Source organism: Pseudoalteromonas sp. DY56-GL79 (assembly GCF_041414765.1).
GTDB classification, from domain to species: domain Bacteria; phylum Pseudomonadota; class Gammaproteobacteria; order Enterobacterales; family Alteromonadaceae; genus Pseudoalteromonas; species Pseudoalteromonas piscicida.
On sequence record NZ_JANHZS010000002.1, the window covers coordinates 79,383 to 102,678 of the forward strand.

Annotated in this window: 22 protein-coding genes; all 22 read left to right on the forward strand. The window is 42.8% G+C overall.

The window, feature by feature from the left end; all coding sequences use genetic code 11:
• The first annotated feature begins 5 nt into the window (after nt 1-5).
• The 22 genes from NO992_RS01700 (at nt 6) to NO992_RS01805 (ending at nt 23,291) form a co-directional block, all read left to right on the forward strand.
• On the forward strand, nt 6-839 hold the full coding sequence (locus NO992_RS01700) for a protein-glutamate O-methyltransferase CheR (protein WP_045961733.1): 834 nt from the start codon (nt 6-8) through the stop codon (nt 837-839).
• Nucleotides 840-1,120: 281 nt separating this feature from the next.
• Nucleotides 1,121-1,531 (forward strand): flagellar basal body rod protein FlgB, encoded by a 411-nt coding sequence (gene flgB, locus NO992_RS01705; RefSeq protein WP_017218088.1) that lies wholly within the window; start codon nt 1,121-1,123, stop codon nt 1,529-1,531.
• A gap of 2 nt (nt 1,532-1,533) precedes the next feature.
• Nucleotides 1,534-1,965, forward strand: a complete 432-nt coding sequence (gene flgC / locus NO992_RS01710) for a flagellar basal body rod protein FlgC (protein WP_010369286.1) — start codon at nt 1,534-1,536, stop codon at nt 1,963-1,965.
• A 17-nt stretch (nt 1,966-1,982) separates the two neighbouring features.
• Complete coding sequence (locus NO992_RS01715; protein ID WP_010369284.1) at nt 1,983-2,666, forward strand: flagellar hook assembly protein FlgD; 684 nt, start codon at nt 1,983-1,985, stop codon at nt 2,664-2,666.
• A gap of 41 nt (nt 2,667-2,707) precedes the next feature.
• The gene (gene flgE, locus NO992_RS01720) at nt 2,708-4,108 is read left to right on the forward strand and encodes a flagellar hook protein FlgE (protein ID WP_371373877.1); all 1,401 of its coding nucleotides are present in this window, start codon (nt 2,708-2,710) and stop codon (nt 4,106-4,108) included.
• A 123-nt stretch (nt 4,109-4,231) separates the two neighbouring features.
• Entirely contained in the window at nt 4,232-4,996 is a 765-nt protein-coding gene (locus tag NO992_RS01725; protein WP_010369280.1) for a flagellar basal body rod protein FlgF, read from the forward strand.
• A gap of 16 nt (nt 4,997-5,012) precedes the next feature.
• Nucleotides 5,013-5,801: a flagellar basal-body rod protein FlgG gene (gene flgG, locus NO992_RS01730; protein WP_010606305.1), complete on the forward strand. Its 789-nt coding sequence runs from the start codon at nt 5,013-5,015 to the stop codon at nt 5,799-5,801.
• A 16-nt stretch (nt 5,802-5,817) separates the two neighbouring features.
• Nucleotides 5,818-6,501: a flagellar basal body L-ring protein FlgH gene (flgH, locus tag NO992_RS01735; protein WP_010606306.1), complete on the forward strand. Its 684-nt coding sequence runs from the start codon at nt 5,818-5,820 to the stop codon at nt 6,499-6,501.
• 19 nt (nt 6,502-6,520) lie between these two features.
• Complete coding sequence (locus NO992_RS01740; RefSeq protein ID WP_010606307.1) at nt 6,521-7,621, forward strand: flagellar basal body P-ring protein FlgI; 1,101 nt, start codon at nt 6,521-6,523, stop codon at nt 7,619-7,621.
• A gap of 108 nt (nt 7,622-7,729) precedes the next feature.
• Complete coding sequence (gene flgJ, locus NO992_RS01745) at nt 7,730-8,704, forward strand: flagellar assembly peptidoglycan hydrolase FlgJ (protein ID WP_371373882.1); 975 nt, start codon at nt 7,730-7,732, stop codon at nt 8,702-8,704.
• Between the two features lies 1 nt (nt 8,705).
• Complete coding sequence (gene flgK, locus NO992_RS01750; RefSeq protein ID WP_253105262.1) at nt 8,706-10,718, forward strand: flagellar hook-associated protein FlgK; 2,013 nt, start codon at nt 8,706-8,708, stop codon at nt 10,716-10,718.
• Between the two features lie 2 nt (nt 10,719-10,720).
• Complete coding sequence (gene flgL, locus NO992_RS01755; protein ID WP_102056459.1) at nt 10,721-11,956, forward strand: flagellar hook-associated protein FlgL; 1,236 nt, start codon at nt 10,721-10,723, stop codon at nt 11,954-11,956.
• Between the two features lie 317 nt (nt 11,957-12,273).
• A complete protein-coding gene (locus NO992_RS01760; protein ID WP_371373886.1) occupies nt 12,274-13,236 on the forward strand; it encodes a flagellin in 963 nt (320 codons plus the stop codon).
• A gap of 504 nt (nt 13,237-13,740) precedes the next feature.
• Complete coding sequence (locus NO992_RS01765; RefSeq protein WP_010369253.1) at nt 13,741-14,706, forward strand: flagellin; 966 nt, start codon at nt 13,741-13,743, stop codon at nt 14,704-14,706.
• A gap of 162 nt (nt 14,707-14,868) precedes the next feature.
• Entirely contained in the window at nt 14,869-15,831 is a 963-nt protein-coding gene (locus tag NO992_RS01770) for a flagellin (protein WP_017218082.1), read from the forward strand.
• Nucleotides 15,832-15,913: 82 nt separating this feature from the next.
• A complete protein-coding gene (locus tag NO992_RS01775) occupies nt 15,914-16,324 on the forward strand; it encodes a flagellar protein FlaG (RefSeq protein ID WP_010369249.1) in 411 nt (136 codons plus the stop codon).
• 18 nt (nt 16,325-16,342) lie between these two features.
• Complete coding sequence (gene fliD, locus NO992_RS01780) at nt 16,343-17,752, forward strand: flagellar filament capping protein FliD (RefSeq protein WP_010606312.1); 1,410 nt, start codon at nt 16,343-16,345, stop codon at nt 17,750-17,752.
• Between the two features lie 17 nt (nt 17,753-17,769).
• Nucleotides 17,770-18,198, forward strand: coding sequence for a flagellar export chaperone FliS (fliS, locus tag NO992_RS01785; protein WP_010369245.1), 429 nt, complete (start codon nt 17,770-17,772; stop codon nt 18,196-18,198).
• A complete protein-coding gene (locus NO992_RS01790) occupies nt 18,188-18,484 on the forward strand; it encodes a hypothetical protein (protein WP_371373892.1) in 297 nt (98 codons plus the stop codon). Before fliS ends, NO992_RS01790 begins: the two co-directional genes overlap by 11 nt.
• 18 nt (nt 18,485-18,502) lie before the next feature.
• Entirely contained in the window at nt 18,503-20,590 is a 2,088-nt protein-coding gene (locus NO992_RS01795) for a 6-hydroxymethylpterin diphosphokinase MptE-like protein (RefSeq protein WP_371373895.1), read from the forward strand.
• Nucleotides 20,590-21,915: a DUF4910 domain-containing protein gene (locus NO992_RS01800; protein ID WP_010369239.1), complete on the forward strand. Its 1,326-nt coding sequence runs from the start codon at nt 20,590-20,592 to the stop codon at nt 21,913-21,915. The genes NO992_RS01795 and NO992_RS01800 overlap by 1 nt, the downstream gene beginning before the upstream one ends.
• Entirely contained in the window at nt 21,912-23,291 is a 1,380-nt protein-coding gene (locus tag NO992_RS01805) for an NAD(P)-binding protein (protein WP_371373898.1), read from the forward strand. The genes NO992_RS01800 and NO992_RS01805 overlap by 4 nt, the downstream gene beginning before the upstream one ends.
• The last annotated feature ends 5 nt before the right edge of the window (nt 23,292-23,296 follow it).

Genomic DNA, 23,296 nt, shown 5'->3' on the forward strand with positions numbered 1-23,296 from the left:
AGCACTTGGAAAATAAGCATTTAGAGCAAAAAGAGTACGACCAATTTAGAACCTTTTTGGAGCAACAGTGCGGTATTGTACTGGGTGACAATAAATTGTACTTGGTCAAAAGCCGGCTTGCTCCTCTGATGGCTCGCTTTGGTGTGGAAACACTTTCGTCCTTAGTAGCTAAAACACTCAGTCCCCATGAGCGGCAATTGCGTGCCGCTGTGGTGGATGCGATGACAACGAATGAAACACTTTGGTTTAGGGATACTTATCCGTTCGAGCTAATTAAATCGAAAATCTTACCAGAGTTTAAAGACTTGAGACGCCCTGTTAAGATTTGGTCGGCGGCAAGTTCATCAGGACAAGAGCCATATTCAATCGCGATGTCTGCGAGTGAATATGTGAGTAAAAGCCCTGGTGCGCTGAAAATGGGTGTTCAGATTATCGGTACGGACATTTCTAATACAATGCTGGATATGTGTAAGAATGCTGAATATGACGCGCTAGCGTTGGCGCGGGGGTTATCGCCTGAGCGCAGAAAGAAGTTTTTTATGGATAGTGGCAATGGAATGGCTAAGGTTGTTGAACCGATCCGTAAAATGGTCAGTTTTAGACATTTAAACCTGCTAGATTCTTATGCATTGATGGGTAAGTTTGATGTTATTTTCTGCCGTAACGTCCTGATCTATTTTTCACCTGAAGTGAAAGCCAAAATCATTTCGCAATTTGCTCAGTCGTTAAATCCTAATGGTTATTTGTTTTTAGGTGCGTCAGAATCAATGGCGGGTTTAAGTGACGACTTTAATATGATCCGTTGTAATCCTGGGATTATATATCAGAAAAAGACTTAATACTCACATATAGCGGCAGGGACGTTCGCTATAGTTAGGTATTGAATATTTGTACGCAGTCGCAGTTCCAATGACTACTTTCATCAACCTTGGATTTTCTAAGTTCAACCGCCGACTCTTCAGACGCTTCCTCTTATTTATTTCACTCCTCAATATTGGCTCAAGTTTAACTATTCCAAAAAATATAATTTAACATATTGAAATTTAATGAATAAATTGAATTTCAAAACTGGCCTAAAGATTGCTTTGTCATACTTGAGTCAATTTTTTGGAGTCAGATAATGGCAATTAGTTTCGATAAAGCGTTGGGTATACATCAGCATACTATGCTGCTTCGCTCACAACGCGCTGAAATTCTAGCAAGCAATATCGCAAACGCAGACACTCCAGGATACAAAGCTAAAGATATCGACTTTGCTAGTGCTTTGAAAGCGGCAAAGACAATGCAAAGAAGCGGCAATGATATGGTTAGAACAGATGCAAAACACCTCACTGGTGGTACCAAAATGAGTAATTCATCTGAGCTATATCGTTCGCCAAATCAAGCAGATACAGGTGATGGTAACTCAGTTGATATACAAGTGGAACGAAACTTGTATGTACAGAATGCATTAGAGTACCAAGCCAGTTTGCAATTTCTTGGTGGTAAGTTCAGTAGCCTTAAGAAGGCACTCGGCGGACAAGGGGCATAATTATGAGTTTATATAACGTTTTCGATATTGCGGGTTCAGGAATGAGCGCACAGAATGTGCGACTTAATACCACCGCAAGTAATATCTCGAACGCAAACTCAGTGAGCTCTAGTCAGGATACTGTGTATCGCGCTAGACACCCTGTATTTGCCGCTGAACTTTCCAAAGCTGCAGCTTCCCAGAACAATGTTGCGGGATCTTCAGTTGGAGTAAAAGTCTTAGGTGTGGTTGAGAGCGACAAGCCGCTTCAAGTTGAATACAACCCAAACCACCCAAGTGCTGACGCAAATGGCTACATTTATAAACCGAATGTGAACGTGGTAGAGGAGATGGCAAATATGATTTCTGCTTCTCGCTCTTACCAAACCAATGTTCAAGTTGCAGATGCTGCAAAGCAAATGCTTAGCAAAACATTGCAACTAGGCCAGCGCTAAATTGGGAGTAACAGCTGATGAGTAATAATGTAAATGCCACTTCTTCAACGGGTGTAGATTCACTCTACTGGGATAGGCAAAAGCAGGCCGAGGAGAAAAAGCCCAGAGATGAGCTATCGCAAGAAGATTTCTTCTCGCTGCTTACTCAACAGCTCTCTTTCCAAGATCCAAGTAAGCCTGCGGACAACGATCAAATGATCGCGCAGATGACAAGTTTTACTATGGCCGAGGGGATCTCAAAGCTAAATGAGAATTTTGACTCGTTGGCTGCATCAATGACTTCTAACTCGGCGCTTCAAGCATCAACGCTGATTGGTAAGAAAGCATTACTCGAATCAACGACGTTAGAACATGGTGACGATGCACTTACAAAAGGTTCTGTGATTGTACAGGAACCAGTTCAGAATCTATCAGTGGGTATCTATGATGAATCTGGAGCGCTTGTAAAGACGCTTGAATTTGGCGAACAAAGTGTGGGCGCTGTGCGATTCGATTGGGATGGTAAAAATAAAGACGGTGAGATGATGCCTCCAGGTGAATACACCATAAAAGCGGAGGGTATGATTGAAGGTGAATATCAAACTTTACCGTCGGCCACATTTAGAAATATAGACAGTGTTAATGTTAATGGTGCTAACGGCATCGTCATTAATACCAAAGAAGGCGCGGTGCGCTTAACTGATATTGCTGAAATAGCATAGTAGTTTTAAAGAATTAACCTTAAGAACTTAGAGGTGAGAGTATGAGTTTCAATATAGCACTGACAGGTATTGCCGCCGCGCAAAAAGACTTGGACGTAACAGCAAATAACATTGCTAACGTGAACACGACGGGTTTTAAAGAGTCTCGCGCAGAATTTGCTGATGTTTACGCGTCTTCGGTTTTTAGCTCTGGCAAAACGAAAAATGGCGATGGTGTACAAACTACCATGGTTGCACAGCAGTTTCACCAAGGGTCATTAAAGTTTACGCAAAACTCGCTAGACTTGGCGATTGAGGGCGAAGGCTATTTTGCCATGTCAAACTCGCTCCAGTCACAAGATTTCACCTATTCTCGAGCGGGTGCATTTAAGCTCAACAAAGACAACTTTATCGTGAATGCTAAGGGTGATTACTTGCAAGGCTTTCCAGTCGATCCATCTACAGGTGATACCACGTCTTTGAGTTTAAGCACAACATCACCCGTTCAAATTCCAGATGCATCAGGTTCTCCTCGTGCAACATCGCAAATCTATACCTCGTTTAACCTAGATGCGACTGCGCAACCACCTACGATTGCTTTTGATCCTGAGCAACGTGCCTCATATAATTCAAGAACAGCAATTACGGTATATGATTCGTTGGGTGAATCACATACATTGCAGTTATTCTTCAGAAAAACAGCGGATAATGAGTGGTCTACTTACGCAACAATGGACGATAAACCTTTTAACCATAATGCGCAGCAAATTGATCCAGCAGCAACACCACCTGTGCCATACACTCCAGTAAGCGTATTTCGTTTTGACGCAAGTGGTATTCCTTCACAAACAGCGGATGATCCATCAGCTTCACCACTGACATTTAGTAACAATACGGGTACAACGTTTAACCCGCTTAGCCTTGCAGGTCCTCAAGATGCGGTCGATCCAACTATTGGTATGTCAAACTTGTTAGAAAACGGCGCAACCTTCCCGAATGATATTGTTGTTAACTGGCGTGATGAAGCAAACACGGCTCAGAAGTTACCGACACAATATTCATCAGGTCGATTTGAAGTGAAAGCGCTGGAACAAGACGGTGCAACCGTAGGTCGACTAGCTGGTATTGATATTGGTACTGATGGCAAGGTAGTAGCTTCATACACTAACGGTGACTCGACTTTCCTAGGGCAAGTCGCGCTCGTACGCTTCCCGAATTCTCAAGGCCTCCAAGCGATTGGTAATACTGAGTGGAAGAAAAGTCTATCTTCCGGCGAGCCACTAGCAGGCGAGCCAAACACAGGTACGCTTGGTGGTATTAGTTCATCGGCGTTAGAGCAATCGAACGTCAACCTTACAAACGAGTTAGTTGACCTTATCAGTGCCCAGCGTAATTTCCAAGCGAACTCTCGAGCGCTTGAGGTGAACTCAACATTGCAACAAAATATATTACAGATCCGATAATATATTATGCCCTCCAAAGGCTGCTACAAAGGCAGCCTTTTTTATGCCCGTCAAAAACATCTCATCACTTTGGCACTGTGTTTGCATTAACTAGATTAAGTTTGAATTTTATAGGTCATCGTCATGGATAAAATGGTGTATATCGCTATGTCAGGCGCTAAGCAGAGCTTACGCGGTGTGGCACTCAAAGCGAATAACCTTGCTAATGCCAACACGACTGGCTTCAAAGCAGATTTTGCTCAAGCGCGTTCAATGCAGGCATTCGGAGAAGGGTTACCCTCTCGGGTTTTTGCTATGCAAGAACGTCCAGGTACTAATATGACTGGTGGTGCAATCGTTGAAACTGGTCGTGAGCTTGATATTGCAGTAGATGATAAGTCATGGATCAGCGTCGTTGATGCGTCTGGCGAAGAAGCTTACACCAAAGTCGGCACGCTCAATATTCGTAATGACGGTGCGTTAGTCACAGCTCATGGGCGTCAACTTATTGGCGAAGGTGGGCCTATTGTCTTACCTATCCCCGTTGATAAAGTGGTGTTTAGTGACGATGGCTCTATTCAAGTGCGTCCACAAGGCGCTCCCGCTAACTTTCTTGAAGTGGTTGATCGGCTGAAAATTATTGAAGCAGACAATAGCAAGCTACAAAAAGGCAATGACGGCCTTTATAGACCAAAAGAAGATAAGCTAGAAGATGGGATCTGTGGCTTTTGTGAAATATCTCCAACTGCAAAAGTAATGAGTGGCTTCTTAGAGATGTCCAACGTCAATCCCGTTCATGAGATGGTGGATATGATCAACCATCAAAGACAATTTGAAATGCAAATTAAGCTGATGAAAACAGCTGAAGAAATAGATGAGCGACACACTTCGCTCCTACGCATAGTTTAAGAGTGAGGTAGAGATTATGAATCCAGCATTATGGATAAGTAAAACAGGCTTAGATGCTCAGCAAACTGATATTTCAGTTATTTCGAACAACTTGGCGAACGCCAGTACCGTCGGCTACAAAAAGAGTCGGGCGATATTCGAAGACTTGCTGTATCAAAACATCAATCAACCAGGTGGCCGCAGCTCTCAAGATACAGAACTACCATCAGGCCTAATGCTTGGTGCAGGTGCCAAAGTGGTCGCTAACCAAAAGAATTTTTCTCAAGGTAATATGTTAAGTACCGAAAACTCTTTAGATTGGATGATCCAAGGTCCGGGCTTTTTTGAGATTCAGATGCCAGATGGCACAACTGCGTATTCAAGAAACGGTCAATTCACGACGGATGAAGAGGGGCGGATAGTTACCTCTGGTGCGGGTTTTCCTGTGTTACCTGAGATGAATGTGCCCGACGATGCACAGTCAATCACTATCTCTCAAGATGGCGAAGTATCAGTGCGCGTTGCTGGACAAGCTGAAAACGTTGTCATTGGGCAATTGACGATCAGTGACTTTATTAACCCATCAGGTCTTGAACCGATTGGACAAAACTTGTACACGGAAACTGCGGTAAGTGGTGCACCAGTACAAGGTAATCCAAGCGTTGAAGGGCTAGGTAAGATTGTGCAAGGCGCACTTGAAACGTCAAACGTTAATGTGACCGAAGAGCTTGTAAATCTAATTGAGACACAACGCGTGTATGAGATGAACTCAAAAGTGATTTCAACGGTAGATCAGATGCTGAGCTACATTAATCAACAGCTGTAATTGGGTAGGGGGTATTATGCGTGCATTATATTTAGCCATCGTAACGGTCGCTGCATTATCTGGATGTAGTACAACACAAAATAAAAATGTGGTGCGTGACGATCCGTATTATGCGCCTATCTATCCCGAGGATAATCAAGCCCAAATGGTGGCAACAGGGTCATTATTTAATACGCAGTTTTCCAATGATCTTTATGCTGACAAAAAAGCGTTAAGAGTCGGCGATATTATTACCATCGTACTCAGAGAAACGACTCAGGCGACCAAAGCTGCAAATTCTGAGCTGGATAAATCCAGTGATTCGAGCTTAGACCCTGTGATTGGTCTTGGTGGCAATGCCATCAATATCGGAAAGGAAGCGATACAGTTTGGTGCTAAATCCAGTTCTTCTTTCTCTGGTGATTCGAAGTCTAATCAGTCAAATAGCTTATTCGGGAATATATCGGTCAATGTAACCCGAGTATTGCCTAACGGTAATTTAGTGATCCGCGGTGAAAAGTGGTTAACCCTCAATACTGGAGAGGAATTTATTCGCTTAGAAGGATTGGTAAGACCTCAGGATGTGACCGCAGATAACACTGTTGAGTCTAATCGAGTGGCAAATGCCAGAATTCAATATTCAGGTAAAGGTGACCAACAAGAAGTGCAAAGTGCAGGTTGGTTAACGAGTTTCTTTATGAGCGCGCTGATGCCGTTTTAAGGTGCTGAAAATGAACAATATGCTTAAGAATATTTTGCTTATCGGTGCGGCCATTACGTTGGTTGGTTTTTCTTCTTTGGCTTCTGCTGAGCGAGTTAAAGACGTCAGTATGGTTGAAGGTGTTCGTTCAAATCAACTGGTTGGCTACGGCCTCGTTGTAGGCTTGCCTGGTACCGGTGAGCAAACCAGATTTACCGAGCAAAGCTTTAAAGCGATGTTGAATAGCTTTGGGATCACGATGCCCGCAAGCTTAAAGCCAAAAATTAAAAATGTTGCGGCTGTTGCGGTTCACGCAGATCTGCCACCTTTTGTTAAGCCCGGCCAAACCATTGACGTTACCGTTTCATCTATTGGTAGTGCTGGTAGTTTACGAGGCGGTACTTTACTTCAGACCTTTCTAAAAGGGGTCGATGGTAACGTATATGCAATTGCGCAAGGAAGTTTGATTGTTGGTGGTTTGGGTGCTGATGGTGCCGATGGGAGTCGAGTTGTGATCAATACGCCGACTGTTGGTCGGGTGGCAAACGGCGCGACAGTGGAGCGAGCGGTACCAAGTCCGTTTACTCAGGGTGATTACATTACCTTTAACTTGAATAGACCAGACTTTACTACTGCAAAACGCTTGGCCGATACTATCAATGGCCTTGTTGGACCAAATAGTGCAAAACCTATGGATGCAGCCTCAGTTCGAGTAATTGCACCAAGAGATCCGTCTCAGCGCGTTGCGTATTTATCTACGCTAGAGAATCTTGAATTCAAACCAGCGGATACCGCTGCGAAGATCATCGTTAACTCGCGCACTGGCACTATCGTTATCGGCAAAAATGTCAAGTTGCAGCCTGCGGCAATTACTCATGGCGGCCTTACCGTAACAATTGCTGAGCAGCAAAATGTGTCACAACCTAATGCGCTGGCGAATGGCGAAACAACAGTGACGCAGCAAAGCATTATCGACGTAAATCAGGATGACTCTCGAGCGTTTGTGTTTGACCCAGGCGTGAGTCTTGATGACTTGGTTAGGGCAATTAACCAAGTTGGCGCAGCGCCTGGTGATTTAATGGCGATCCTTGAAGCGCTAAAGGAAGCGGGCGCAATAAATGGTCAATTAGTCGTCATTTGATGTTCTATTATTAATCAACTAGTTAGCCTCACAATTGTGAGGCTTTTTTTTGGCTCAGATTTTGCATTTCTATTTGTATAGTTATTAACGTCAAACAGTGCTGAGTGTATGAACACCGACCAATTGAAAAATCAAAGCTTTTTTGACCTAGGAAACCTTGATTCGATCCGTAAAGAGGCGCTGAAAGGTGCTGGCGATCAAGGTGCCTCAGATCAGGCATTGAAGAAGGCGGCACAACAGTTTGAGTCTATCTTTACGCAAATGTTGTTACAAAGCATGCGTAAAGCGAATGAGGCGCTAGAGGATAAAGACAGTCCATTTAACTCTAGCGGTGTCAAATTTTTTGAAGAAATGCATGATCAGCAACTTTCGATGCACTTATCTGAGCAGGGCAGTTTAGGACTTGCAGATCTGATTGTGCAGCAATTGTCTCCTAATTCTGAAAAGTATAAGCCTGCCTCAGTAATGAGAGTTGACGGCGATATTTCCTTTAAAAGACAGGCGACAGCGAGTGAGAGTGTGCGTAAACCTGAACCGCAGGCTGTCAATGTTAAGGTAGATACCTCAAGCGATGAACAAACAGGCTTTGGTTCTCCTGAGGAATTCGTCGACAGAATTTGGGAACACGCTCAAACTGCTGCGAAAAAGTTAGGCTTGAACCCTGCGGTAATGGTTGCACAAGCTGCACTGGAAACCGGTTGGGGTAAACACATCATCAGCAAAAAAGATGGTAGTAGCAGTTTTAATCTATTCAATATCAAAGCGGATAGCCGCTGGAGTGGTGAAAGCGCCAGAAAATCGACACTTGAATTTGAGCAAGGGTTACCGGTGCAAAAGCAAGCCGATTTCCGTGCTTATAAGTCGCTTGAACAAAGCTTTGATGATTATGTCAGTTTCCTAAAAGGTAATCCGAGATACGAGCAAGCCTTAAATAAGGCTGGTGATAGTCATGCTTATTTAAGTGAGCTTCAAAATGCAGGCTACGCGACCGATCCGAATTATGCCAACAAAATTAAGTCAGTTCTAAAGCGTATTGATGTATCCGATTTCTTATCCGGTGCGCTAACAAAGGGAGTCAGATGAGATGTCATTTGATCTATTAAATATTGGTGCGGCAGGGGTTAGGGCTAACTCTGAGTTACTACAAACCACCAGTAAAAACATTGCTAACCTAAATACCAAAGGGTATATCCGTGAACGGACTGAACACGGAACTATGATAGGTGGGATGGTTGGCCGCGGTGAAACCGTGCGTTTACTCAACCAATTTGCGCAGCAGCAGTTAAATCGTGATATTTCTAATCAGTCTTACTATGAGCAGTTTGTCACTGAGGCAAGCCGCGTTGACACGTTGTTTGCACAAGACTCAAACAGTCTGAGCAAGAGCATCAACTCGATGTTTAATAATTTACAAAGCGCGATTAACTTGCCTTCATCGACAACTAACCGCTCTTTATTTATGACAGGCGCTCAAGGCCTAGTCGATCAAATGGATAGATTGTCAGGTATTGTTGTTGATCAAAACAGTATCGTGAACGAGCAATTGGATATTTTCTCGGAAGAAGCCAATAACCTTGTTCAAAAAATCAGTGAATTAAACAAGCAAGTAGCGAGTAAGTCAGCGCTCAATCTTAACAATGTCGATCACAGCGTGCTTAATGAGCGAGATCAAGCAATTAAAGAGCTTGCTGAGCTCGTAGATATAGAAACACTCGACGGTGAAAATGGCGAGAAGCTCGTGTTTTTAGGCACTGGGGATGCGCTTGTGATGCAAGGTGGAGCCTTCAATTTATTCGCGATGAAAGGCAACCCAGATCCTAACCATAAAGAACTAATCTTAGACATTAAAGATAAAAATGTTGTGCAGCTCGAGTTAGATAGCGGCAGCTTGAAAGGCAAAATCGGCGGGTTACTGGCGTTTAGAGATGAAGTCTTAATCCCGGCACAAAACCAACTAGGTCAAATTGGCCTCGCATTGGCAGATGCTTTTAATCAGCAAAATAGATTGGGAATGGACTTAGATGGCAACATAGGTGGAGATATATTTAAAATACCTACCGTGGGTGGCTTTGCTTACAGCGAAAATACAGGCACCGCAGCGCTTACGGCAACACTTGAGCCTGGGCGCGGCAATGAGTTGCCAGCTACCGATTTCCAAGTTACTTATACCAGTGCAACAACCGTTGAAATAACAGCTGTAGATGCCAAAGGCAATCCTATCGGTACTCCGACGACTGGTAATATTGCAGGTGGAGTCATCACGGGAACGGGCGATTATTTTGGCTTACAAATGAACGTAACGGGTAGTGGTGCAACAGGTGATAGATTTCTTGTGAAATTAAATCAACAGGCTGCAACTGGGTTGGAGCTTGCAACTCAAAGACCAGAAGCACTCGCATTAGCGTCGCCAATTCGTACTGAAAAATCAGCAGACAATAATGGTACGGCAACCATTTCAGCGGGAGTCGTCACTGATACCGATCCAGCGACTAGTGCGTTTACTGCAGGAACGCCGCCAACGTTGAATGATGGTCCTTATACTTTGACTAAAACAGCAAATGCTAACGAATATACGTTAACCAGTAATTCAGGTACAACGCATACCTTCACGGCTCCTGCCGATGGTAAAGATATTCTTTCTGGAGTGGGAGCCGCGCCTGTACCTTTTGATAATCTTGGCTTCACTTTCGATATCGAGGGTACACCGAATACCGGTGATAGTTTTGAGATTAGCTTTAACACAGGTGGTTTTGATGACAATCGTAATGGCGCGGCGCTCGATGGTCTGAAATCATCGGATTTAGTTAGACAAAATGTAGAGTCTACAGGTAGTACCGAAAGCCATAAAACCTTTAATGAAGCATATGCCGATATTGTCACAGGTGTAGGGGTTATTACCAATCAAGCAAAAACCAACGGCGCGGCATTTGAAGCGCTGGCTAATCAGTCAAGCGCATGGTTTGAGTCTCTATCGGGCGTAAACCTAGATGAAGAGGCGGCCAACTTGTTACGTTTTCAACAGTCTTACTCGGCTTCGGCTCAAGTCATTTCGGCAGCAAGAACTGTGTTCGATACCTTATTAAGTGCAGCGAGGTAATTATGCGTTTATCTCAAAATCAAATTTTTAATTCTAATCTTAATTCTATTTTGCGTAATCAGCAGGACGTGAATAAAGCAACACAGCAGCTGAACACGCAAAAGCGGGTATTGAGTGCTTCTGATGATGCTTCAGCGACTGCTAGAGCCATGCTTTTTGATGACAGGATCCAAGCAAACGATCAGTTTACCAAGAACCTGACTATGTTGTCTTCGAGATTAGATACTCAAGAATCAGTACTAGAAAATATTAAAACGGCCATTGATAGCGCTTATGCGAAGTCGATACAGGCAGGTAACGGTGGGTTATCTGACGTTGACCGTGAAGCGATTGCTGATGAGCTCGAGTCCATTCAGGATACTATTTTGGATTTAATGAACTCAAAAAGTGAGGATGGTAAGTTTATATTTTCCGGCTACCAAGATAATACGCAAACCTACAGCTTTGATTCTGCCACTGGAAAGTACGTATATAACGGTGACCAAGGACAGCATAAAATAAAAGTTTCTGAAGGGGTTGAAATACGCTCAAGTGATAACGGTTTTGATGTATTTGAAAGTGCAGAGAAGCGACTGAATATTACTTCAAATACAGGTGTGGTTTCTGGTGGAATTACTTCTGCATCGGTTTATGTAGATGAGCAAGCTGTGTTTGATAAGTTTCATAAAGCAAATTACAACGCCGATCCAAGTGCGCCTGCAGGTGCAAACACCTTTGACTTAGTAGTGACAGCGGGTACGCCAAATACTTACCAGCTTGAGCAGGGGGGAACGGTTATTTCAACAGGTAGCTTTGAAGGTAATTCGGTCAAAGTAGCAGGTATGGAATTTAAATATGAGGGTGCCGGTTCTGGTCAAATCAGTTTTGATTTAGAAAAGCCCCAGAAGGAAAACATTCTAAATACATTAGAATCTATGATTACGTCATTAAGAGACCCCAGTATTACGGGCGATGATTACAAACAGGTACTTGCAGATGGGATCTCTGGACTAGACAATGCCAAAATCAAGATATCGCAAGGACAAGCGGGGCTTGGTGGTAGGTTAAATGCTGCTAAGCTTGTATCTGATGCAAATTCAGACTTGGACGTAGATAATAAGGCAAATAAAGCGGCTTTAATAGAAGTCGATTTTTATTCTGCGATTTCAGAACTCACCAAGCATGAAACTGCGTTGCAGGCCTCTCAGGCAACATTTGGCCGCCTAACTAACCTTTCTCTATTAGACTATATTCGTTAAAAGACGGCCTTTACGGGCCGTTTACTCTCACACCGCTCTAAACTCAACTTTTCCTCGTAACAAGCTGAATAATAATACAGTTTTATATAATTACCTGACCGTAACCTAGGTGCGTCAAAACTTTGCCATATTTGTTTGAGCAACAATAAAAGCATATAGAAATCATGACGATAATTTTTTTTTAAAAAAAATACTAAAGGAAATTTTTTGCCGACCGATAACTTAATTAACCAAGCCGGAGAGTGAAAAACATTCAAAGGTTGGAAAAGAATCTAAGTTTGAGAGTGAAAGACTCGATTTAAAGTGGGAGAACCATCATGGCACTTTATGTAAATACTAACGTAAGTTCATTGAACGCACAAAGACAATTAATGCAATCTGGTAATTCACTAGATACATCATTCAAACGTCTATCATCAGGTTTTCGTATCAACAGCGCTGCTGATGATGCTGCAGGCCTACAGATTTCTGACCGTTTGAGTTCACAAATCAATGGTCTAAACCAAGGTAACCGAAACGCGAACGACGGCATTTCACTAGCGCAAACAGCCGAAGGTGCGATGGATGAAGTAACCTCAATGTTCCAGCGTATTCGTACACTGGCACAACAAGCATCAAACGGCTCAAATACAGACGAAGATCGTTTGGCGATTCAAGAAGAGATCCGTTCACTGTCAGACGAGGTGAATCGAGTTGCTGCAGATACAACTTTTGGTGGTCAAAACTTACTGGATGGCAGTTACTCAGCAAACTTTCAGGTAGGTGCTGATGCGGTACAAACTATCGGTTTCAGTATGCAGAATGTTGCTGGTACAGCAAATGATATGCAGGCAAACGGCGGTTTTACACTGTCAGGTATCGCGGGTATCGCAAGTGGAGTAACAGGTGTAGCACTAAGTGCAACAACAGGAACTATTAGTACAAACATTGGTACTGAAGCTGATGCAAAAGTATTCTCAGATGTATTCACAGCTGGCGGCATCTCAGTATCTTCGCAAGCGAATGCTCAGGCTGTACTAGCTGGTATGGATAACTTGATTGCGGTAGTTGATAAGAAACGTGCAGAGTTAGGTGCGGTTCAAAACCGATTCCAATCAACGATTCGTAACCAAGCAAATATCTCTGAGAACTTGTCGGCTGCGAAATCACGTATCAAAGATACTGACTTCGCTCAGGAAACTGCAAGCTTAACTAAAATGCAAATCCTTCAACAAGCTAGCCAAACAATCCTAAGTCAGGCTAACCAACGTCCTCAGGCTGCTTTAAGTCTTCTAGGATAACAGTTGGAAGGTAAAGGTGCCTAAGCCGAATGGGGTATTTGCTTAGGCACCGAATTGGATGATAAAGCGGAGGTGCTTAAATCCAATAGCGTTCATTAAAACAATGAACACGTTAACTAAAGCATTAAGTATGCCAACTTTATGCTAGAAAAATGACACTCACTCTCAAATTTATCTAAAGAGGCCAACTGGCCTCTTTTTATTTCCCTACACTTTGAGCTGAAGCCTCTCCACCCATCAAAAAAGCCGCGGCTAGATGCCGAAATGCTAGTTAGCCGTTCCTCGATAAACAAAGTATTTAATACCTATGTTTAAGTTCCCTGTGTTATTTAATCATAGCTTTGGATTTTTGGCCTGCTATTTGCTTACTACTAGTTACAGTAAATTCTGGCGTCAAAGTGGCAATTGGTTGCCTTAGTTGGTTGAATACCCGATGCATAAGTGCCGCTTTGTCATTTAACTATCTATCAATTAGATATTGATTTGACAAAAAGAGAGTGAATTATGGCTTTATATGTAAATACAAATGTTAGTGCTATTAATGCACAGAGACAGCTAACTAACTCGGGCAATGAACTAGATACATCTTTCAAACGTTTGTCATCTGGTATGCGTATTAATAGTGCGGCTGACGATGCGGCCGGGTTACAAATCTCCGATCGATTACAATCTCAAATTTTAGGTTTAACCCAAGGGAACCGAAACGCCAATGACGGAATTTCATTGGCTCAGACCGCTGAAGGGGCAATGGATGAAATCACTTCTATGTTCCAACGTATCCGTACCCTATCTCAACAGGCAGCGAATGGTTCTAACACTGATGAAGATCGCTTAGCCATTCAAGAAGAAATTAGACAGTTAGCCTCTGAGGTTAATAGGGTAGCGTCTGATACCACTTTTGGTGGACAGAACTTACTTGACGGTTCTTATGCTGCTAATTTCCAAGTTGGTGGTGATGCGGTTCAAACTATTGGGTTTAGCATGCAATATGTAGGTGCGACAGCAAATAGTTTGGCTGACAATGGTGGCTTTACACTTTCTGGGATTGCAGGGGTAGCTAGTGGTGTTTCTGGCGCTGCATTAAGTGCAACAACTGCTACGATTAGTACAAATATTGGTACTGAGGCTGATGCCAAAGTGTTCTCAAATGTTTTCACAGCAGGAGGGATCTCGGTTTCTTCACAGGCCAATGCACAAGCTGTTATGGCAGGTATGGATGCGCTGATTGCGGTAGTTGATAAAAAGCGTGCAGAGTTGGGTGCTGTACAAAACCGATTCCAGTCAACAATACGGAACCAAGCTAATATTTCTGAAAACTTGTCGGCAGCAAAATCGCGAATTAAAGATGCTGACTTTGCACTAGAAACAGCCAAATTAACTAAGAATCAGATATTACAGCAAGCAAGTCAGACGATTCTCGGTCAGGCAAATCAGCGTCCACAAGCGGCACTGAGCCTACTTCAGGGCTAGAAATGAATAAAAAATAAAAAAATTACAAATAAAGCTCAAGCTTTCGCTTTAGCAGCCGATAGCAGAATTAGAGAACTATAAATTTAGGACTCTTATTCATCGTTGGTAGCAGGGTAGGGGTATCCCGCTCCAGCGAGTTATGTTGATAAAGCGGAGGCTATTATGGCTTTATATGTAAATACCAATGTGAGTTCATTGAACGCACAGCGGCAACTAAATAAATCCTCAGGTGCGTTAGATACATCCTTTCAACGCTTGTCGTCAGGTTTGCGCATTAACAGCGCAAAAGATGATGCTGCAGGTATGCAAATCACAAACCGTCTAAATGGTCAGATCAATGGTCTGAATCAGGGCATGAGAAACGCCAACGACGGTATTTCATTAGCGCAAACAGCCGAAGGTGCACTGGATGAAACCACTCAGATGTTCCAGCGTATTAGAACGCTTGCTCAGCAGGCTTCGAACGGTTCGAATACGGATGAAGATAGGCTTGCACTACAAGAGGAAATTCGTTCATTAGCTGAAGAAGTAAACCGTGTCGCTGCGGATACGACATTCGGTGGTCAAAACTTGCTTGATGGCAGTTATGATGCGAACTTCCAAGTCGGTGCCGATGCAGTTCAAACTATCGGCTTTAGTATGCAAAACGTAGCAGGTACTGCAAACGATTTACAAGCGGATGGCGGCTTCACACTGTCTGGTATCGCAGGCATCGCAAGTGGTGTAACTGGTGTGGCACTCAGTGCGACTACAGGTACAATTAGTACCACGATTGGTACCGAAGCAGATGCGAAAGTCTTCTCAAATGTATTCACGGCGGCTGGTATTTCTGTATCTTCGCAAGCGAATGCCCAGGCTGTATTAGCTGGTATGGATAACTTGATTGCGGTAGTTGATAAGAAACGCGCAGAGCTGGGTGCGGTTCAAAACCGATTCCAATCAACTATTCGTAACCAATCGAATGTTGCTGAAAACTTAACGGCTGCACGTTCTCGGATCCAAGATACAGACTTCGCACAAGAGACTGCAAACTTGACTAAGATGCAGATTTTGCAACAAGCAAGTAGTTCTATCTTGAGCCAAGCGAATCAAAGACCGCAAGTAGCTTTATCGCTACTAGGTTAATTGATTAGTATTGTAGCGTCAGGTTTGTGAATAATTCTCAAACTTGGCGTATACTTTACGGTAAAAGGTTTGGAGGTGTGTTGTGAAAGAAGTTCAAGCGTCTACACCAAATGGATTCGTCAATCATACAAAACCAGAAGAATTAATTAGGACGGCATCTTCTGCTGAGACGACTCGTGCGGTTGAGTCTACTAGCAAAACAGAATCTAGTACGAAGCAAAGCGAGGAACAAGGTGCTGTAAAGCCTGACATTTTGGAAGAAATTAAAAGCAACTTAGAAAAGCTGAATCAGTTTATTCCTGTTACAGCAACTAATTTGTCTTTCGAGTTTGACGAACGTGGAGATCCTCCCGTTGTAAAGGTGATCGATACGAACAATGATGAAGTAATACGGGAAATTCCTTCCGAGGAGTTTCGTGAAATGGCTAAAGCTCTCGAAGAGTTTGCCGATAAGGTGTCAAGTAGAGGATTGCTGTTTGATAAAACAGCTTAATATTGGGTTGGAGGTTGTATGCCATTAATTACATCTGCGGGTATAGGCTCGGGGCTTGACTTAGAAAGCATCATTAAAGCGACAATTGATGCTGAAAATGTTCCTAAGTTACAAGCGTTTGCCAAAAAAGAAGACTCTTTAAAAGTGGAGTTATCTGCGGTTGGTGAGTTAAAGTCAGCAATCTCTAAACTCAAAGATACGATGGCGAAGCTTGCAGATCCTGACAACTTTGGTAAGCGAGTAGCAAACATTACCCAACCTAGTGGCGGAGATATAATCAGCGTTACTCCAACATCAGATATATCCGTAGGAAACTTTAAAGTTGCCGTCAAACAATTGGCAGAGGGTAGCCGAATCATTTCAGCAGACGACGCATTTGCATCGACTGATGCGGTCGTTAGTGCATCCGGAGGTACACTTTCGTTCGGAGCTGGGCCAGATAAGTCATTTGATTTAGATGTGACAGCGGGAATGACACTTGCTGAGCTTAGAGACGCAATAAACTCTTCTGAGTCTAATTTCGGGGTAACCGCGAATATCGTGAATACGGGTAATGTTGGTTCTAAGCTTGTACTTACTTCTAATGTCACCGGCGACAATAACGACTTAACGATAACTTCGGATACTGCAGAGCTTGATGCAATCAGCACAACTGCATCTGGTGGTGGTGCTGGTGGAATGACAACAGTTCAAGCTGCGCAAAACGCAATTATTACTGTTGATGGCCTTGAAGTGACGAGTGATAGCAACACATTCAAGGATGCGGTGCAAGACATGACGATTAGAGCCCTTGAAGTTAGTGAAGGTAACGATACTGATGGTTATGCGACAGCTAAATTAAATATTGATTACGATCGTGAATCTATTAGCAAAATGATTGACGAGTTTATTGCAAATTATAATAATTTGATTGGCACTATTGGCCTTCACACTCGAGTTGGTAGACCGTTAAACGGTGACTCCTCAATGAGGACATTGAGCGACCAGATGATATCGACTCTATCGTCAGAGCTTACAGACGCAGGTCCATTTGGTTCCATTTTTGATATTGGCCTCGGCGTTAAAAAAGATGGATATCTTGAAAAATCTTCACTGGTAAGAAGTCTTAATGAAGCTATGGACGATAACTACGATGATATTGGCAAGGCTTTTGCAGGTGATAACGGTGTAGCTAAACAACTTGAAGAGTTGCTAGGTAATTACGTCGATTCTAAAGGCATATTGAAGCAACGTGAGACGAGCTTAAATAGCCAGTTAGATGATTTAGAAGATGACGTCCTGAATCATGAATATCGAATGAAATCGATGGAAGAAGGGTTACGTCAAAAATATGCTGGTCTAGACGTGTTGATTGCTCAAATGCAGCAAACACAGTCCTATTTAGGTGCTCAATTAGCAAATTTACCTGGCTTCACTAAATCTAAGTAAACTAAGAGGCATGTGATATGTATAACGCCCGAGTCAAAAATTACCAAAGAGAAGCATTGAAAACGAGAGTTGCAGGTGCAGACCGTTATGAAATAATTCAAATGTTGATGGCTGGTGCCGTTGAAAAAATGGTACTTGCGAAGGTATCTATTGAAAAGCGTCATCTCGAAGCCAAAGCAGAACATATTTCTAAGGCTTCAGCCATCATTGAAGCACTTCGTGGAAGCTTAGACTTTGAAGTTGGTGGCGAAGTAACAGAGAATCTGTATGCCCTTTATTCATACATGTTAGACAGGTTGTTAGATGCTAGCATGCAAAATGATCCTGCTATAGTTGATGAAGTATCGAATTTGCTGAAGGAAATCAAGTCTGCTTGGGACGCGATTCCAATTGATGTACGCAAGCAGACACTGGATGCTAACGGCGCGGATGCTAATGTCGGCTGAGTTAGCTCACATAGAAGCAATCCTTAATAAGCTGGATGCTGCTTGTCAGGCAGGTGAGTTGGAAGAGGCTCAATGTCTTTTCATTCAGATAGACAAACAGCTCCGGACAACATTAACAGCTGAAGTGTTAGCTGATTCAGAACAAGCTCAACAATCGGCTTTAGTCATATTCAATCAAGTCCAATCAATAATGAGCCAGTTGCAGCAGGAAAAAAGCGCTGTTGCAAAAGAACTATCACAAGTTATTGGCAATAAAAAAAAGATCAAAGCGTATAAAAATATTTAATACGACACTGGCAAATTTATGAACAAAGACCCCTTATCACAACAATTAGAGTCTCTGAGTGAGCAACTTTCGGATACCGTTGCTCATCAGGCTAAAGAAGCCAAGTTTGCTGAAGAAGCTAACGAACGTTTTAATCAAAATTTAAAAAGTTTCGAAAAATATTTCCCCAGTATTGCACAGACCATCAAGGAGTATCATGTTCGTGAAGACTTTTGTCTGCACGTGACTGCATCAGGGCATGGTAACTTTATTCCAAAGGGCTGTACAGCGCCAATTTATTCTCAGTCACCGATAGAACAAACCCAAACTCAAGTTGAGAAGCAGCTCAGTAAACCTGTACTAAGTCTTACTGATTATACCGGTTACGGTCAAAATCAAGAAGATGATCGCCTGCATGTCCGTTATATGACCGAACTGACTAATTTGATGGTTGATATTCGAAACCAAGGCGAAGAAAAACTAACTAATTTACCTGAACATTTCCCAACAGCAATTATTTTTGGTATTGGTTTGGGGTATCACATCCCATTATTGTTTGAACGGACTCAGTTTGATTATACTTTCCTAATAGAGCCCGACTTTGAGCAGTTTTTTGCGAGCCTATTTTGTACCGACTGGTACCAGATTATTTCAGATATTGACGAGCAGGGTGGATGCTTATTTTTTCACTTGGGAGTTGACCATAGTACGTTTATCCGAGACATTGAAAAAATAGCTGAAGATGTTGGTGCATTTGCTCTTGTTAGAAGCTTTTGTTATCAGCACACACCAGATGCACGATTGAATGTGCTTATTCAACAATGGGCGAAGGATTATTTCCGCTTTCAGTTTGGACACGGGTTTTACAATGACGCCGTGACAGGATTAGCTCACAGCATTCACCATGTTAGAAACAAAGCGGCATGGCTTACCAAAGCAAGCACAAGCTTAAATAAAGACACACCTGTTTTCATTATAGGCAATGGTCCTTCGTTAGATGAAGCTGAAGACTTTATTAAGCGCAATCACAAAAAAGCAATTGTAATTGCTGCAGGCACATCGATCGCCACTTTGTACAGAAAGGGGATCCCGGTTGATTTCCACGTTTTAGTAGAAAGGCCATATTCAAATTACAAAATCTTTGGTGATATTGTTCCACCAGAGGTTTATCAAAATACCAATCTAATCGGGTTAAGCACCTTATACCCAGATACAAATAAAAGATACAAATGGGCTGGCATCGCTGCGAAAGGCTCTGAGGCTGGTACTTCGATGATGGACATTATCGCATTGCGTTATATGTCACAGACTTTGCCAAAAATCCCGTATAGTAATCCAGTTGTTGCGAATACCGCTTTATCATTTGCCTTGTATTTAGGGTTTAGAAATGTGTACCTATTTGGCGTTGATAATGGAAAAGACCCTAGAGGTGCTCATCACAGTAAAGACAGTATTTACAGACCTAGTAATGACGATGATGAATCGTTGGGGTTGGGCCACTTAGAGATACAAGGCCACACTTTAGACGGTAATCTCGGTGGCATTGTTGTATCAAACGATCTATTTATGATCGCTCATGCCCAACTTGAAAAGCTGCTTAATTATTATGACGTCAATACATGTTTAAATATCGGGAGCGGCGCTAAAATTGAAAAGGCACTACCAGTAAAAGCAGATGACTTACTCGATATTGAAGAAGATTATGATATTACTGAAACTGTAGAGTTAATTAAGTCTGATTGCTTTGATGTATTTAACCTTGATGATGTAAGTGATGAATTTATTGCACTAGATAGCCTTAATGAACTTGTTTTGCATATTTGTGAGATAGCGTCAGAACCCGTGAAGTCCAGGCAAGAAGCAGCGGATCAGCTAAGGCGTCAATCACGCTATTTGTTTGCATATCGAGACTCTATTCTGGGACACCTATTTCATTTGGTAAAAGGGTCGCTACTGTATTATCACTGTCCGATGATAACCTTACTTTATACATACGAAGATGAAACTTTTTGCTTAGCACAATATGAAAGGCTGAATCAGCTTTGGATGAGTTATATCAAGGAAATTTATACTCATTTTTGTGAACATTACACTGAAAAATGTGATCTAGGAAAGGAGTTGCAGTAGTGCACTACGAAGAAAGTGAGCAATTTTACAGTGACCTTTATGACGAGTTGTTTCCAATCTTAAGGTCGATCACCGGACCTGGGCTCAGACAAAGTTACGACATTTTTGGACGATATATGCCATTGGAGAGACTATCTATTCCAACTGGTACTGCTTTATTTGACTGGCAGGTCCCTCAGGAGTGGCACTGTGATGAGGCTTACTTGGTGGGCCCTGACGGCGAACGTATTGCTGACATAAAACGGCTTAACCTTGAAGTTGTTAATTATTCTGAGCCAGTAGATAAGATCTTAACGCTAGAAGAACTCCAGCCTCACCTGTATAGCTTACCTGAATTACCAGAAGCTGTTCCCTATGTTACTAGTTATTATAAAAAGCGTTGGGGCTTTTGCCTGAGCCAGACACGTAGAGACGAACTAAAGGCTGGTCAGTATCGAGCTGTAATTAAAAGCAAATTTGTGGACGGTCATTTAGATATCGAGCACACGCTGCTTGCAGGGCAATCTAAACAGGAAGTGCTACTTAGCTCTTATCTATGTCACCCCTCTATGGCGAACAATGAGCTTAGTGGTCCTCTGGTGTTGCTTGGGCTTTATCATCGAATAAAGCAATGGCCAAAGCGCCGCTACTCATATCGTTTTGCGCTTCACCCCGAGACCATTGGAAGTTTGGGGATGTTACATGTAATGCAAAATCATTTCCGCCAAAACTTAGTTTCAGGGCTTGTACTGAATTGCTTGGGCGGAAGTCCACGGGAGCTAGTGTTTAAGCACAGTCGAAATGATAATGGGTTATTAGATAAGCTGCTTTATCATCTTAGCGAAGAAGGATATGGCCATAGCAATATTCCGTTCACACCACTGAGTGGCTCTGATGAGCGTCAGTATAATGCCCCTGGGTTCCAGTTTCCAGTTTGTTGCGTCAGCCGCAGTTTCCACACAGGTTACAAAGAATACCATACATCATTAGATAACAAAGAATATATGGGGATCAAGCCGTTATTAGATAGCATAGACAAACTGGAAAAGATCTTCCTAGCCTTTGAGCAAAGTGCGCGGTTTGAAAACACGCATCCTTATGGTGAGCCCAATTTGGGTAGTCGTGATTTATACCCAACTCTCAGCTTTTTTAGTGAAGAGCGAACCCGCCAACTGGATGAACTAAATCATATCAAGATGTTACTTTGCTACAGCGACGGGGAACATGACACGATAGATATTGCACGTAAGTACAGTCAACCGGTTACGGAGTTTGCAAGTGCAATCAGTAAACTTGAGGGGCATGCGCTACTAAAAATGTTATCTCCTAATAGGGAGGAGTCATGATGGCAAATAGTCAAGCGGTAGTCGTTGGGGGAGGTATATGTGGTCTGGTCGCAGCTTTACTGTTAAAACGACGCTTTACCAATGTGGTACTGATTGAACAGGCAGAAACCGTTGGTGGTTTGTTTTGTTCCGTGAAAGATAGCTCTGGTGCTGCTTACGATATGGGTTCGCATATACCTAATGCTACTGGAATAGAAGAGCTTGATAAGATTTTGTTTTCGGATGCCGATAGTGGCAGTTGGAATAAAATATCTAGACTACGCTCAGGAAACTTCTTCGGCGGTAGTTGGGATTTGAACAGTCCATTTCCTGATGCGACTAAGTTACCAAAAGAGACTTACTTAAGTGGCTGCGGTGAACTGATCAATTGTACAGAACTACCGGATACTGACCTGATTTACGATTATTGTGTAGACTCCTTAGGCATTGTTTTTACTGAAAGTATTGTGCTGCCTATTTTAGAAAAGCTCTATGGTAAGGATGCGCCACTGAAGGAGTTAACAATGGCGGCGGGGCTGTTTGGATTTACACGCATTCTCGCATTACCTGCAGATGTGACTGCGAACCTCAAGCAGTTACCAGCATTTGATGCTAAGCTTGGATACCAGCGTGAATCTGACTTTCAAAAACGTAAGGTGCAAGATAACCTCAGTGAGGTGACCTACTACTATCCAACCACAGGGGAGGGGATTGGTTACTGGGTAACGCAATTGCAACAGCAGGTTGAACAAGCAGGAGTAGAAATCATTACTTCAGAGCGAGTTACACAAATAGTGCATCGCAACAGTAAGGTTACCAACTTGGTGTTAGCTAATACTGAACGAGTGTTAAAGTGTGACTTTTTATTCTGGAGTGCTCCACCTTTCATTGCCTTGAGTGCAATGGGGCTGACGCCTTCCAGAGGCCAAATTACCTTGCGAACTGCGCTGATTTTTCACCTAAATTTTGACCGTCCTTTACTAGATAGAAATTCCCATTATCTTTGGGTTTGGGATCCAGACTGCGCTATTTTTCGTTTGACGTTATATCCAAACTTAATTGGTCGAAGCACACATCATCACATATCTGCGGAGATTTTGTGCAGTCCTGATGAAGTAAGTTCCTTTACAGAAGCGGAGATTATCAAGCAACTCAAGGCGATGGGGATTGTTGACCCAGAAGCGAAGCTTGTAAGCGGTCATACTCAAGTGATCAATAACACTTTTCCAGTTCCAACAACAGAGTTTCAGGCCGTTAATCAGCAGAACTACGAGACATTGACAAACTGCGTCGACAACGTCGTTGTTTCGGGTCGTTTCAGTGGAAAATGCTGGCGTCAGGCTGAGGTATTGATTGAGGCTTATGAGTCAATTATGCGGGCAGCCGACGCGAGTTAAACGTC